This is a genomic window from Corynebacterium gallinarum, assembly GCF_014837045.1.
Classification (GTDB): domain Bacteria; phylum Actinomycetota; class Actinomycetes; order Mycobacteriales; family Mycobacteriaceae; genus Corynebacterium; species Corynebacterium gallinarum.
In genome coordinates, this window is sequence record NZ_JACSPR010000007.1 from 115,242 (window position 1) to 129,170 (window position 13,929).

The 13,929-nt window shown below is 64.9% G+C and carries 7 protein-coding genes and 1 tRNA gene; 6 read left to right on the top strand and 2 right to left on the bottom strand.

Translation table 11 applies throughout. The features are described 5' to 3' along the window. Nucleotides 1-17 precede the first annotated feature (17 nt). From H9627_RS10645 to H9627_RS10660, 4 genes are read left to right on the top strand one after another with little or no spacing between them, the layout of a single operon-like run. Nucleotides 18-776 carry a 3'(2'),5'-bisphosphate nucleotidase CysQ gene (locus tag H9627_RS10645; RefSeq protein ID WP_191734012.1) on the top strand — a complete coding sequence of 253 codons (759 nt, stop codon included), beginning with the start codon at nucleotides 18-20 and terminating at the stop codon, nucleotides 774-776. Nucleotides 777-824: 48 nt separating this feature from the next. Further along, nucleotides 825-1,628, top strand: a complete 804-nt coding sequence (locus H9627_RS10650; protein WP_191734013.1) for a thymidylate synthase — start codon at nucleotides 825-827, stop codon at nucleotides 1,626-1,628. Further along, entirely contained in the window at nucleotides 1,625-2,110 is a 486-nt protein-coding gene (locus H9627_RS10655; RefSeq protein WP_191734014.1) for a dihydrofolate reductase, read from the top strand. Before H9627_RS10650 ends, H9627_RS10655 begins: the two co-directional genes overlap by 4 nt. 14 nt (nucleotides 2,111-2,124) lie before the next feature. Then, nucleotides 2,125-2,373: a mycoredoxin gene (locus H9627_RS10660; protein ID WP_191734015.1), complete on the top strand. Its 249-nt coding sequence runs from the start codon at nucleotides 2,125-2,127 to the stop codon at nucleotides 2,371-2,373. A gap of 107 nt (nucleotides 2,374-2,480) precedes the next feature. Here the strand turns inward: H9627_RS10660 and H9627_RS10665 are convergent, their stop codons facing one another. Further along, entirely contained in the window at nucleotides 2,481-2,756 is a 276-nt protein-coding gene (locus tag H9627_RS10665) for a hypothetical protein (RefSeq protein WP_191734016.1), read from the bottom strand. Nucleotides 2,757-2,886: 130 nt separating this feature from the next. Here H9627_RS10665 and H9627_RS10670 point away from each other — a divergent pair. Further along, a tRNA-Arg gene (locus H9627_RS10670) sits at nucleotides 2,887-2,962 on the top strand. Between the two features lie 541 nt (nucleotides 2,963-3,503). Next, the gene (locus tag H9627_RS10675; RefSeq protein WP_191734017.1) at nucleotides 3,504-4,733 is read left to right on the top strand and encodes an MFS transporter; all 1,230 of its coding nucleotides are present in this window, start codon (nucleotides 3,504-3,506) and stop codon (nucleotides 4,731-4,733) included. Nucleotides 4,734-4,938: 205 nt separating this feature from the next. On the opposite strand, the gene H9627_RS10680 is transcribed toward H9627_RS10675, so the two are convergent. Beyond that, entirely contained in the window at nucleotides 4,939-13,857 is an 8,919-nt protein-coding gene (locus H9627_RS10680; RefSeq protein WP_191734018.1) for a type I polyketide synthase, read from the bottom strand. Between the last annotated feature and the right edge of the window lie 72 nt (nucleotides 13,858-13,929).

A 13,929-nucleotide genomic window follows, 5' to 3' on the forward strand; every position in this document is an offset into this window, starting at 1 on the left:
AGTCTAGAATCAGTGTCATGACTGCTCAGATCAATGATTCCATGCTGACCAAGCGCCTGGCGCAGGGAACCGGTGAAATTCTCAAGGGTGTCCGCAATGTGGGTGTGCTGCGGGGACGCAACCTCGGTGATGCCGGTGATGACCTGGCCCAGAACTGGATCGCCCGGGTTCTGGAGCAGCACCGCCCCGATGACGGTTTCCTCTCCGAGGAGGCCGCCGACAACCTGGAACGTCTGAACAAGAACCGCGTCTGGATCATCGATCCCCTGGACGGCACCAAGGAATTTGCCACGGGACGTCAGGACTGGGCGGTCCACATCGCACTCGTGGAGGACGGCATCCCCACCCACGCCGCCGTCGGCCTGCCCGACCTGGGTGTGGTCTTCCACTCCGCCGATGCCCGTGCGGTCTCCGGCCCCTTCTCCCGGAAGGTCGCCATCTCCCACAACCGTCCCCCACAGGTGGCGGAACATATCGCCGAGCAGCTCGGCTTCGACACCGAGGCCATGGGCTCCGCCGGCGCGAAAGCCATGCACGTCCTGCTCGGTGACTACGATGCCTACATCCACGCCGGTGGCATGTACGAATGGGACTCCGCCGCCCCGGTGGGTGTGTGCAAGGCCGCCGGCCTCCACTGCTCCCGCCTCGACGGCTCCGAACTGACCTACAACCACAAGGACACCTTCCTGCCCGACGTGCTCATCTGCCGCCCGGAGCTGGCCGATGAGATCCTCGAATTGGCCGCGAAATACCGCGAGGAGAACGGGGCCTACTAGTTCGGCTGGGCTTTTGCCTCTGCGCTCCGGCGGTTACACTCGGGAATCATGACTGCCATTCCCACCCCATATGAGGACCTCCTCCGCACCATCAGAGACGAAGGCGCCCATAAGGACGATCGCACCGGCACCGGCACCGCCTCCCTGTTCGGCCAGCAGATCCGTTACAACCTGCAGGAGGGTTTCCCCCTCCTGACCACCAAGAAGGTGCACTTCCACTCCGTGGTCGGTGAACTGCTGTGGTTCCTGCGTGGCGATTCCAACGTCCGCTGGCTCCAGGACAACAACATCCGCATCTGGAATGAATGGGCCGATGAGGACGGCGAACTCGGCCCCGTCTACGGCGTCCAGTGGCGCAGCTGGCCCACCCCGGACGGTCGCCACATCGACCAGATCTCGCGCGCGCTGGAGATGCTGAAGAGCAATCCGAATTCCCGCCGCAACATCGTCTCCGCATGGAACGTCTCCGAACTGGAGAACATGGCACTTCCCCCCTGCCATCTCCTGTTCCAGCTGTATGTCGCCGATGGGAAACTCTCCTGCCAGCTCTACCAGCGCAGCGCCGACATGTTCCTCGGTGTGCCCTTCAACATCGCCTCCTATGCCCTGTTGACGCACATGTTCGCCCAGCAGGCGGGCCTGGAGGTCGGTGAGTTCATCTGGACCGGCGGTGACTGCCACATCTATGACAATCACACCGAACAGGTTGAGGAGCAGCTGAGCCGCGAGCCGCGCCCCTACCCCACCCTGGAGCTGAACAAAGCCGCGTCCCTGTTCGACTACACCTTCGATGACATTGCTGTGAGCAACTACGATCCGCACCCGCTCATCCGCGGCAAGGTCGCCGTATGATCGGCGCGATCTGGGCTCAGGGCCTTGACGGAGTCATCGGTGACGGAGACGGCATGCCCTGGCACATCCCCGAGGATCTCCGGCATTTCAAGGAGGTCACCATGGGCCAGCCCGTCATCATGGGACGCAAGACCTGGGAATCCCTGCCGGAGCGTTTCCGGCCTCTGCCGGGCCGGGAGAACTTTGTGCTCTCACGCCACGAACCCGGTGACTGGTCCACAGGTGCCACCGTTGTATGGGAACTGCCCGCAGCGGGGTGGATCATCGGCGGTGGTGAGGTCTACCGGGCCACCATCAAGGACACCGACGTTCTGGAGGTCACCGTCATCGATGCCACCTTCGCCGAGGCACTCGGTGACCGTGCGGTCTACGCCCCCAAGATCCCCGACTTCTACACCCTCGAATCTGAAACCGGGTGGCAGGACAGTGACACCCACCGTTTCAGGTTCCAGCGCTGGGTGAACAACAACCGTACCGCCTGATAAGGAGAACAACCATGGCACATGCAACCATCTACGCCACCGACTGGTGCCCCTACTGCGCATCGCTGATGCGGGGCCTCAAGGACCTCGACCCCTCCGAGTACGAGGTCATCGACGTGGATCAGGATGAGGAGGCCGGCGAGTGGGTGAAATCCGTCAATGACGGCAACCGCATCGTGCCCACCGTGAAATTCTCCGACGGTACCCACGCCACCAACCCGCCGGCGGCGGAGGTCATCGCCAAGATCCAGGACCTGTCCTAAAAGCCTGCTTGTCGACACCTCCCCGACACACCAACGGCGCCCGACATCAGCCTGGTGGGCTGGTGTCGGGCGCCGTTTATGCGTTGTGCAGTGTGGGGACGGTATTTCTACTCGTCGTCCTCGCCGAACATACGCGCCATATCCTCCGGGGAGAGATCGGTGTTCACACCGGAGAAGGTGACGGAGAAGATTTCCTGCAGGTAACGATCACAAGCGGCACTGAGCTGCTTGGCATCGTACTTGTTCAGAAGAAGAATGCGACGGGTGGAACCGTCTTCCTGGATCTCATCGACAGCCAGGGCAGGAACATTGTCCTTGGTGATCTGGCGGACAACGATTGGTCGGCGCTGCACATCGTGGAACGAGGGCTTCAGCTCAGACATGACCACTCCTTGAGGTAAGTTTCGAATACCTTTCCAGTCTACGTCGTAACACCACGTTAAGAGTGGTATTACCGTTTAGGCTGCCCCCTTTTCACCCCGGGTGTGGGGATGCGCTAATCTAGTCGGGTACGCCTTGGTAGCTCAGTGGATAGAGCACCGCTCTCCTAAAGCGGGTGTCGGAGGTTCGATTCCTCTCCAGGGCACCATTTACCCTCCCGAACACCAGTGTTGTGTGTTCAGGAGGTTTTTCGTCTCCCCGTCGATGCCCCCACCACCGGCAGTGTCGACGGGGGCGGGAGCGCATGCGTCCAGCACGCCCCGGATAGCCCGCCACCTCCGGTGACATGAGGGGAAAATCACGCCCCCAGGGAATTTTATTCACGTTTCAGCAAGATTTTTCTCCCCCGCCCTTTCTCTGCTTCCCCGGGCGACTCCTATCGCCGTCGCCCTGACCGAACCCCAGCCGATGATCATGGGGTGTTAACAGTAGAAACATAAGAATTACTTAATTTCCCGGGCGGGCAATTACCTCTATTTCCACAGCCGACCCACTGCTCCTTTTCAATAGGTTTTACCTCCACTTCCGGGCACTTTCGCCAATCGAAGCCTTTATAATAGGTAGCATTATTGTTAGGGTCGATAGGTTCCTGTCATTCGATCAAAAGAAGGGGCTTATTCTTGACGCCGCCTATACACACAGAGACAACCTCACCCGGACTGGGGTTCCGGGGTTATGCCTCCATCACCATGGCAGTGCTCCTGTCCTTCGCCTATGGACTCCAGATGTATGCGACAGTCCCGGCATTCGGAGCGCTCGCTGAAGAATTCTCCCTCGACCTCACCCAGATCGGTTTCCTGGTGTCCATCTGGTTCCTCGGCTACGCGGTAGCCCACGTCCCGGCTGGTTTCGCCGCCGCGGCCTGGGGTGTGAAACGCGTTGCTGTCTGGGGCGCCTTCGCCCTGACGATCTCCACCCTCATCTTCGCCTTCGCCCAGAGCTACGGGATGATCGTGTTCTCCCGTGGACTCGGTGGTGTGGCCATGTCCTTCATGGCTGGTGCGGCCTTCCCACTGGCCACCGCCTGGGCACCGGCCAAGCACTCACGCCTCATCGTCGGCGGTCTGGTCAACGGTGTCGGTTTCACCGGCGCCTCCGCTCTGGGCCTGTACGTGTGGACGCTGCTCATCAACTCCTACGGCTGGCGCGTCAGTACGCTCATCGCCGCCGCCATCAGCCTGATCGTGGCTGTGGCATCGGTGTTCCTCATCACCACGCCCCGCCACACCGATGAACTTGACGGTGGCCATTTCACCCTCAAGGCAACCGGCCAGGTGCTGCGCTCCCGTTCCATCTGGGCTATCGGTATCGGAAGTATCTGTGGTTATGGTGTGCTCTTCACCGTCTCCCAGCTCGGCCCCGGTTACGTGGAGAGCGAATTCGGCTTCTCCGCTGAAAACGCCGGCCTGCTCGGTGCCCTCATGCTGGTCCTCGGCATCCCGGCCGCACTGGCCAGCGGTGTCATCGCGGACCGTGCACGCCGTTTCCTGCCTACCCTGTGGATCCCCGCGGGTCTGCTCGTGATCATGCTGGCCATCCTGCCGTTCGTCAGTGGTGCGGGCCTGTGGATCGCGCTGCCGCTCATCGGCATCCTGGGATCGATGTACTTCTCCCCCGCCACCGTCGCGCACGGTGAATACCCGGATGAGATCTCCCCGGCAAACTACTCCACGGCGTTCGGCCTCGTGCTGTCCCTGGGCAATATCGGTGCCTTCCTCTTCCCCTATATCTACTCGGTGGCCACCGGATACGTCGGTGCCCGCTGGAGCTGGATGGTGCTGGCCGCGATTGCCGCCGTCGCCTGGTTCGGATTCCTCTTCGCCCGTGAACCACGGGTGGACAAGGCTGATACCCAGTCGGAGTCCGACGATCGGACCACCTCCACCGTGTCCAAGAAGGCCTACAGCCTGAGCCGTTAGACGATTACTCCTATATCCGCCCGCCTGCACCCCGGCCCCCACACTGATGGGGACCACGGTGCAGGCGGGTTTTTCCTGGCTTCCACCGCCCTCCCCCCACACAAAAACCGCCCGCCCCCTGCTCTCCTGAGGAGAAACAAGGGGCGGGCGGTTCGAATCATGCTCTCGTGCCGGTCAACCTGGTGGGTTGACCCGCACCACCTGCCTAGCGCGCGGCCGGGTAGGTGCCGTCGGCGCCGAGGCGGGCGTCGGCGTCGATAAGCATGTTGATCTCAGCCTGGTGTGCGCCACGCTCAGGCAGGCGACGACCGTCGACCTGCTCGAACAGTGGTGCACGACCGACCATGCCGGCCTCGAGGCGGTTGGCTCCGGCGCGCAGGCGCTCGGTGGCGCGCTTGCGCCATGCCTCCACGTCCAGACCAGCGTTGCGCATAGCCTGCTCGAAGACACCCGTGGTGGCCATGACCACCAGGGCGGCGACGTGACCGAAACCGAGCGAGGTCAGGACACCGGCCTTGATGGCACCGGCACCCAGGTCGAGTGGCTCACGCAGCCAGACCAGACTCTCGCCCTTGGCCTGCATCTCCGGATCCACACAGTCCAGGGCCGCGTTCTGCGGCAGCTTACCGGTCTCGAGGACGGAGACCAGACCACCGATCTGGAACAGTGCGGCACCGCCCTTGGAGTGGCCGGTCAGCGTCTTCTGGGAGATGACGAACATCGGGTTGTCCGCTTCGCGGCCGATGGTCTTCCAGAGGATGCTGTGCAGCTCAGACTCGTTCGGGTCGTTGGCGTTGGTGGAGGTGTCGTGCTTGGACACCACACGCACATCGTCCGGGGTCAGACCCATCTTCTTCAGTTCCCTGGCCAGGCGGGAGTTCTCGCCACCTCGTGCGGCACCCAGGGCACCGATGCCCGGGGCCGGGATGGAGGTGTGGGAACCGTCGGCGTAGGACTGGGCGTGGGCGACCACGGCCAGCACCGGCAGACCCAGCTCGGCTGCAAGCGAAGCACGTGCCAGGAGCACGGTGCCACCACCGGCGGCCTCGAGGAAGCCTGCGCGACGACGGTCGTTGGCGCGGGAGATGAAGCGCGGATCGATACCCTTGTCCAGCATGCTCTGGGTATCGGCGGTGGCGTTCATGTCGCCGAAGCCGGTGAGGGATTCGACCTGGATGTCGTCGATACCGCCGGCGACCACGAAGTCGGCCTTGCCCAGGCGGATCTTGTCCAGACCCTCCTCCACGGACACAGCCGCGGTGGCACAGGCGGCAACCGGGTGGATCATCTGACCGTAGCCACCGACGTAGGACTGCATGGTGTGGGCAGCCACGACGTTGGGCAGGGTCTCCTGGAGGATGTCGGAGGGACGATCCTGGCCCAGGAAGCGGTTGACGAACAGCTTGCGCAGGGACTGCATGCCACCGATACCGGTGCCCTGGGTGGAGGACACATCAGCCGGGTGGACAGCCTGCAGCAGCTCAGCGGGGCTGAAGCCGGAGGACAGGAAGGCATCGACGGCGGTGACCAGGTTCCATGCGGTGATGTTGTCCATCGCATCGATCATGGAGGCCGGGATACCCCACTTGGCGGGATCGAAATCGGTCGGCAGCTGGGCTGCGACGGAGCGGGTCAGGGTGGCCTTGCGTGGCACGAAGGAGGTGGAACCCTTCTTCTTGGTCACGGTCCACTCGCCGTCAATCTCGGCGATCTCGGCGGATGCGTCGGCATCCACGTAGGCCTGGGCCTCTTCCTCACTGGTGACGGTGAAGGTGATGTCGCGGTCGAGGAAGATCTCGGCTGCGTCCATGGAACCACCGTCGATGAGGAAGGCGTCGTTGACCAGTTCTCGGATACCACAGCGGGCGACAACCTCGTCGCGGTAGCGGTCGTAGATGTCCTCTTCCGGAACCTCGGTGCCGTCGGCGTCGTACCAGCCCGGACGTGGGTCCTCGGACCAGGTGATCAGGCCCATCATCCAGGCGAGCTCGACCACACCGGCGGCGGTCAGCTCAACGCTGCCGTCACGCTGGATGCCGTACTCGGCCTCGAAGCGGGTGCGGCCGGAACCCCATGAGGAGATCTCGCCCACACCGACCATGACGACCATGTCGTCCAGATCCACGCTGACCTCGCCGACCTCTGCGCCCGGTGCCTGGACCGGGTTCTTCGGTGATGGCAGGGCCTTGATGGTGGTGGAGTCGAAGGAGTCCTGCTCCACCTCATCCTGCTCCAGGGAGGAAGCCAGCTCGGCGATGGAGATACCGCCGCCGAGACCACCGGTGAGGTCGTAGTCGATCGGCGCGGTCAGCGCCTGCTCGCGGGACTCGGCGGAAGCCAGTCCGAGGAGCTCGGTGGAGATCTCCTCCGGGGTGTAGACGTGGATGCCCAGCTTCTCAGCGGCCGGGATCAGGACGTCGTTGCGGCCCATCAGACCGGTACCGGCAACCCAGCCGATCCGTGCCTGCGCCAGGGTGACGTACTGTGGCCAGCCGGTCTCGGAGCCCCACTTCGCCAGGATGGCGTCGAAGGCTGCCTTGACCTCGCCGTAGGCGCCGTCGCCACCGAACATGCCACGGTTCGGGGAACCCGGCAGGACGATGTGGACACGGTTACCTGCACCGCGGGAGGCCAGGTCGGCCAGACCCGCGATGGTGCGCTCGACGGACCAGAGCAGCAGACGTGCCTGGTTCTCGGTCTGTGGACCGGCATCCGACAGGTTGCCGGAGACAGACGGTGCGGCGAATGGGTACGCCAGGGTCGGGGTCAGGGCAGGCTTGGTCACGGTGGCGGAGCCGCCGACGGTGACGCGCTGCTCATTGCCGATCCAGTCGATGACGGCATCGACATCGCGGTAGGAGGACATGTTCGCCGGAACGATCCACAGCTTCGCGCTCGGGGAGGCGTGCTGGGCGTAGAGCTGACGTGCGTACTCCTTGCGTGCCTGGGACACGTTGGAGGCGGTCATGATGACCGTTGCGCCCTGGGACAGCAGGCGGCCGGCGACGGCACCCGCGATGGACTCAGGGGCGGCACCGGTGACCAGTGCGACATCCTCGACGTGTGGCTCGTCGGCTGCCTCGAGGGCAACCTTCGAGACCTCGGTCAGGGTTGCGGCGAGGGTCTTATCCTCGACGTGGTCAGCCCACCAGGCTGCCTGCTTTGCGACGGTCTCACCCGTGCCCACGAAACGCTCAACGGCGATATCGGCACCGGTGGCCAGGCGTGCGAGGTCCTCACGTGCGGAGGCCCAGCGGTCATCGAAGAGGATGGCGCGCTCGGCGGTGAACACCGGGGTGACCATCTTCTGCCAACCGGCACCCAGCTCGGCCTCGACGGCCTCGTAGAGCTCGGTGTCGGCCTCGGCGGCCGGTGCGTCATCCCGGGTGTCCAGTCCAAGCTGGGTCAGGATGCCGCGTGCCATGTTCGCCAGGACGCCGTCCTCACCGGTGACGGTGTCGGCGTAGGCGTCCAGGGCTGCGGAGTCGACGACTCCACCGCCACCACCGGAACCACCGGCGGTCAGGGACACGGAGGTGCCGTTGGCTGCCGCGACGTTGCCGACGGCGGCGTCGATGAGGGAATCAACCTCACCCTTGTTGGAGGCGGACTCGGGCAGGGAACCCAGGGTGCCACCGCGGACGGACTCGCCGTCGCGGGTACCCAGCAGCAGCTCGACCTCGACGTGCGCGGTCCAGCTGTCCGGCAGGCCCCAGGTGCCGGTGACGCGGTCACCGACGTAGGAGGCCTTCAGGCCGGCAGCACCGAGTAGCGCACGCAGGCGGGCGCGGATGGCCTCGCCCAGAACCGGACCGAAGGGCTTGTAGCCCGGTGCGGCGGTGACGACACGGCCCTGCAGGGTGGCCACGTCGGCGTCGGCTGCGCCGTCGATGGTGGGGACAGACAGCTCGGTGGACATGTCCATGAGCATCTGGTTACGGCGGGAGGAGACACCGTTGGTGAGGGTCTCGGAGGTGTCCGCCGGGGTGATCTGGTCGATGTTGATCTTGTTCTGCAGTGCGAACAGGGTCATGATCGCGTTCGATGCGTTGAACTTCAGTTCAGGGGCATCGGCGACGGCGACCGGTGCGGCAGCAGGTGCGGCCGGTGCGGGCACGGACTCGGTGACCGGGGCGGGTGCAGAGGACTCGGCGGGAGCCGCCGGGGCGTCATCCTCCTCGACCTCAGCAACAGGTGCCTGACGGACGTCGTTGAGCATGACCTGGTCCTGGTCGCGCTCCACGTTGAACACCGGGCGGGTCTCGCCGATGACATCCATGGTGCGCAGTGCCAGGTTAGTCAGGGTCGGGGATGCTGCGAGGCCGACCTCGATGATCTGATCGACCATGCCGATGATCAGGGCCTGGGTCTCGATCCAGCGGACCGGGGAGGCGAACTGCCAGGACAGCAGCTCGATGAGCAGCAGACGGGCGAGCTTGTTCTCCTCCATCTCCTCGACCTTGACACCCTTGAGGCGCTCGGACGGGACGACAGCCAGGATGGCGTCGACGAAGTCCTGGGTCAGCTCGAATGGGCGGGCGACCAGGTTCGGGATGTAGCGGCCACGCAGGGCATCGATGTCGATGACCTGTGGCAGCAGCTCGTCGAGCTTCTCGGCGAAGGCCGGGACACCCGGGCGCAGGACGCTGGAGTGGAACGGCACGTCGATGCCGGGGATGTCCACGTAGGCGCGTGGGTTGGCGCTGGCGGAGGCCTTGAGAGCCTTCAGACCCTTGAGGGTACCGGCGACGGCGTACTGCTGGCCGTCGACGTTGTAGTTGACGATCTGCAGGAACTCACCGGATTCCTCGGCGATGCGGTCGACCCAGTTCTCCACCTCGGCGCCGGACAGTCCGATCATGTTCGGACGGAAGGCGGCCAGGGCGTAGTTGGAGCGACCCTGCTCATCACGCGGGACCAGGGAGTGCATGGCGGAACCGCGGGAGAACACCACATCGATGACACCCTCGAGCTCGAAGATGTTGCCCAGGGAAGCCAGGGCGGTGTACTCACCGAGGGAGTGACCGGCGTAGAGGGAGTTGTCCACGATGGCGTCGGCAGCCTTCAGACGCTCGGTCTGTGCGTAGGCGACGACCGCGAGCGCGACCTGGGTGAACTGGGTGAGGTTGAGGACACCCTTCGGGTGGACGAAGGTGGTGTCCCCGACCTTGAGCTCCACCGGGTTCTCGTCGATGACCTGCTGGATGGAGAATCCGAGGTTGGCGCGGGTGTGTGCGTCGGCACGCTCCCAGACGGCGCGGGCCTCCGGGCTGGCGTTGCGGTCGCCCTGGCCCATGCCCTGGGCCTGGATGCCCTGGCCCGGGTAGACATACGCGGTGGTCGGAGCCTTGAGCAGTGCCTGGCCACGGGAGACCACGTTGCCGTCGATACGACAGGTGACCTCGTAGGCCGGCATCAGTCCGGCGCGACCGACGCGCTCGACGGTGATGTCGACAACATCGTTGAGCTGGACCATGCCGTACATGGAGTAGGTCCAGCCGACAACCTCGGAGCCGAGGCCTGCCAGGTGCTGGGCGGTGGCGGACAGCCACATGCCGTGCACCAGGGGCGCATCGAGACCGACAAGCTTGGCGGCGTTGGCGGAGGTGTGGATCGGGTTGTAGTCACCGGAGACCATGGCGAACGGGGTCATGTCGGCCGGGGCGGTGACGGTGGCGGAACGCACGAAGGAACGTGGGGTGTCCTCGATGACCTCGTCGCGTCCACCGTAGGACTCGGCAGGCTGTGCCATGTCGGTGGTGGTGATGCGGCCACGGATGGCGAAGCGGGTGACCAGCTTGGCCACCACCTCACCCTCGGAGGACAGGGTCAGACGCACGGTGACGATGCGGCCCGAGGAGGACTCCTCGATGGAGGCACAGCGGGATTCAACGTCGATGGTGCGGCCGTCGGCAAGCTCCTCCAGTGGGACGCGCAGGTCCAGGAGGTGGTCGAGGTGGACGGCGTTGAGCAGACCCTCGATGACGGGGTAACCGTCGGCAAGCTTGCCGGTGCCCAGTGAGGCGTAGAGGGCGGGCCAGCAGACGCCGACCAGCACGTCGCCGGTGCCGACGTTGTGCTCCTCAAGCGCTGCGCCGGTGACGGCGGTGTGGGCGGTGAGCAGCTCGCGCGGCAGGGTGAAGGAGTCGCGGACATAGCCGAACTCGGTGCCATCGTCGATCTTGGTGGGCAGTGCCTCGATCTTGTCGCCTGCGGCGGAGACCGAACCGACACCGGCCACACCTGCGAGCAGTGCGTAGACGGACTCGGGCAGCTTCTCACGGGAGACAACCGGGGAGGCACCGGTGGCCACGGCATCGTTCAGCTCGACGGGGATGTCGACATGCTTGACCAGGTAGGGGCGCTGCTCAACGGGGATGTCATCGAAGACGGAGTCAGCCAGGATGCGGATGATCCAGTAGCCGTCCTCCTCGATGAGCTCGAAGGCACCGTCCTTGAGGACGTGGGCCGGGTTGTCGATGAGGTTGCCGTGCCAGACGATGTGCGGTGCGGCCAGCAGCAGGTCGCGCTCGTTCTTGGACTCGTTGAGGCGGGCGTAGATCTCGACGGGCTCGCCGTCGACAGCCTCGACACAGGCTTCCTCGAAGCGACCGAGCAGATCGGCGACGGGCTCATCGACGCGGTCGATGCCTGCGACGGAGACCGGGCCGGGGATGACGCGGACGGCGTGGGCGCTGTAGCGCGGGTTGTGTGCCTGCCACAGGGTGTCCAGACCCCACCAGCGGGCGAGGTCTGCGTCGATGGCCGGGACCCACGGCATGGGCTTGTGGTGCTTGCGGCACAGACCGATGAACCACGCGGCGTCGCGTGCGGAGACCTTGATCTCGCGGGCGTGCGGATAGGCGGCAAGGAGCTTCTCGACGGCGGCCGGTGCGTCCTCGATGGAGGCCAGGTCCGGGAAAAGGGTCTCGATCTCACCGTGGTCGGCGTCGTGGAGACGTGCCTCCAGGCGGTGCACGAGGTCGAAGAGACGATCGTCCCAGGTCGGATCCTGGGATGGGTGGGCCAGGTCGACCCAGCGCTCGATCCACTCGGCGTAAGTCATCTCCTCGAGATCACCGAAGTACGGCTTGGCGGTCTTGTTGATGGCGGCGATGAGCTCCTCGCGGTGCTCGTCGACATCATCGGAGTCGATGGAGGAGATCAGACGGGAAGCGGCTGCGGAGTCGTTGTCCAGCTCGTACATGTCGGCATGCAGGTGGGACAGACCGGAGGTGACGCCACCGCGGGAATCACCGCGGCCAACCCAGCCACCGGCATCCTGCGGGTCGATACCCGGGGTGTCCACCAGGGCCTGCTTGACCTCTGGTGAGGTGGTGGCCTCCTTGGTGGCCATGGCTGCGGTGCCGATGATGATGCCGTCGACAGGCATCTTCGGGTAACCGAGGTCCGCGGACCACTGACCGGTGAGGTAGTGGGCAGCCTTGGCGGGGGTGCCGATGCCACCACCGATGGTGAGCACGACATTCTTGCGTGCACGCACCTCGGCGTAGGTGGTCAGCAGGAGATCATCGAGGTTGACCCAGGAGTGGTGTCCACCGGCGTGGCCGTCTTCGACCATCATGATGATGTCATGGTCGGGGTTGTTCTCGGCGATGGCCAGGGTGGCGCGGATCTGGTCCACGGTGCCCGGCTTGAAGGCGATGTAGGGGAAGCCGTCCTCGTTGAGGCCCTCGATCAGCTCGGTGGCCTCCTCGGGCTCGGGGATACCGGCGGAGATGACCACACCGTCGATGGCGGTACCGGCAGCGCGGGCGCGGGACACGATGCGCTGCGCACCGAACTGCAGGTTCCAGATGTAGCGGTCGAAGAACATGGAGTTGAACTGGGCGGCGCGGCCCGGGTTCAGCTGCTTGACCAGGTTCTCCTTGTTGCGGTTGAACACCTCCTCCGAGTACTGTCCGCCGCCGGCCATCTCAGCCCAGTAGCCGGCGTTGGCGGCTGCGGCGACGATGGTGGCATCCACGGTGGTGGGGGTCATGCCACCGAGCAGGATCGGTGAGTAACCGGTGAGGGTGGAGAAGCGGGTCTGGACCTTGGTCTCACCGGTGGGGAGCTTGACCAGCTTCGGTGCGAACTCGGACCAGTCGTCGGAGGTCGGGATCTGGTAACCCGGGCGTGCCAGGTTGTCGCGCTCTGCGGCGGTGTAGGCGGGCAGCTGGGTGATGCCGGTGCCGTCGAGCAGGGGTGCGGTGAAGCGTGCGAGACCGGCGTCCAGGGTCAGGACGTAATCGGCCTTCAGCTGGGCGATCTGGGCAACCCAGTCGGAGTGGTCGACCAGAATGGCGCAGGCCAGCTTCTTGGCGTCGACGTTGAGACCACAGGTCTCGGACCACTCGACGGCGATGTTGACCGCCTCCTGCATGGAGGAGTGGTGGAATGGGATGGCAACAGGCAGGTAGTCGAACTTCGGCTCGAGCAGGGAGCCGCCCTTGCGCTTGTTGTTGATGTCCTCATTGAAGGCGTCGGCTGCGTGCTGGAGGGCTGCGGCGGCCTTCTTCAGCTGATCCGGTTTACCGGAGAGGACGAAGTGTGCGCGTGCGTTGCGCAGGGAGACCTCGACACCCTCAACATCGGCGACAGCGCCGTGGACGGTGTCGCGGTCGAGACCGCGCACGGAGAGCATGTGCGAGCCCTTGCCGGCGAACTGGGAGGCGGCGGCACCGAGCAGGATGGCGAACGCGAGGACGTCCTCCTCGTTGACGGCGGCTTCGACACCGAGGATGCCCTGGGAGTGGCCCAGGCGGGTGGCGTTGTCCACATCAAGTCCCAGATCGCGCAGCTGACGGCTGGCGGCAACCTGGCCCAGGACGATGCCCGGGATGGAGACGGCCGGCTGCGGATCGACGTCGGATTCGTGATCCGCGCCTTCGCGGGTCAGCTCCTCCAGACGTGCAAGAGAGCCGGGGACGATGGAGGTCACCTGGCGTGCGAAGGGGGCAGTCCTGGCCCGGGCGCGGGACAGCAGCTCGCGGAGATGGGAGGCGGCGATGTGGTCGACACTGGCGTCGGCGATCACCTGCTGCCAGGCGGAAGCCTGACCTGCATACAGAATTGCTGGCTCCTTGAAGGAATGCAGCGGTGTCAGTGAAGAGATGCTCACGAAATAAAGCTCCTAAGTCTTGGAATGGGCACAGGCGTCCCATGACCACTTACGAATGCGTAGGTTACGCGA